The organism is Massilia sp. ST3, assembly GCF_018119405.1.
Lineage (GTDB): Bacteria > Pseudomonadota > Gammaproteobacteria > Burkholderiales > Burkholderiaceae_D > Telluria.
Genome location: NZ_JAGPWC010000147.1, coordinates 1 through 1,255, shown reverse-complemented (window position 1 = coordinate 1,255; position 1,255 = coordinate 1). Strand labels below are relative to the sequence as shown.

General features: G+C 55.9%; 1 protein-coding gene. It reads right to left on the bottom strand.

Annotated features, from left to right (window positions below):
• Positions 1–1,137 (bottom strand): IS4 family transposase (locus tag KBW98_RS23780; protein ID WP_211522633.1); only part of this gene is annotated, 1,137 nt, incomplete at its 3' end.
• Positions 1,138–1,255 lie beyond the last annotated feature (118 nt).

Here is a 1,255-nt window from a genome sequence, read left to right as displayed (position 1 = left end):
CCGAGTTCGCCTCGGACGCGTTCCAGGAGGGCCTGTATCGGTGACGGGCGTCTCAAATAGCGTCGCGGTAATCAACCCAAGGCAATGCCACAAGGTCTGCTCAATACGATGCGTCTGCTTGTACAGGGTAACCAGCAGGTAGGAGATCAAAGCTGTCACGATCTGAATTTGCACGGCGTTGCGGCTTCGGCCCAGGAAGGCTTTGATCTTCAAATGCTGCTTGAGCCACTTGAAGAGCAGTTCGATTTGCCAGCGTTCCTTATAGCGCTGACCTATCTCGAGTGCGCTGCAGTCAAGGTCGTTGGTCACGAGAATTAGCGGCGTGTCCTTGTCAGGGCGGTCGATCATGACGCGGCGCAGTAGTTTGTCATAGCGATTCAACCGCCGCTTGCCCAAGTGCGTGTACTTCAAGCGTACCATTTCATCACGCAGGACAAGCCCTTTGGCTTCGCCAGGAATAGGCAAATCCTCCACTGACTTTACCCCAGCGTTGTCTTTGAAACGGGTTACGAAGCGTGCCCCAACCGCATCGATCTGCGCCCACCAGTTATAGTCGCAGTAGCCTTTGTCGAACACGTAAAGCGCGTCGCGCTGAAGCGGTACCTGCCAGGCTTGTGTGACATCGTTGACGTTGGGTGCGCTGAATTCATGCCAGAGCGGTGCGTGCGACGCTGCATCGAGCAGCACGTGCAGCTTGATGCCCTGGGTATTGCGATTGCGATTGTCCAAGGTCCAGCTGTCGAACCCGCGCCCCTTCAGGGTGATCGAGGTCGAATCAAGCAGGGACATCAGCGGCTTCACTTCCCGACGCAATCTGCGCGACACCTTGCCCATCAGCCAGGCAGCAGTGTCGTTGAAGACAGCGACCGAGCGTCGCTCGTTTGCATCGGACAAGGTGCTACGGTGAATTGCACCGGTACGCAACCGGCGGTGATGCATGCCGTGGCTGTTAAAACCCAGCTCAAGTGTACGCAGACTGGAAGCACCGCTCAGTTGCGCGTATACCATTGCAAGCAGATGATCCCAGTGATGGAAGCGCTTGCACCCTTTATCGGCACGGTGCCGCTCGACGCACCGATTGAACACGGCACGTGGCAGCCCCTTTAAAACCGACTGAAAAGTGGTTATCGTAGACATGGTTGCGGGTTTCGGTTTGTGAGCGTGAGAACTCGGGGTTTTACAACCCTAAACCTTTACCTGCAACCCTTTCCCGTACCCTTGAGTAACTTCCCACAAATTATCCCGGACAGCAGTG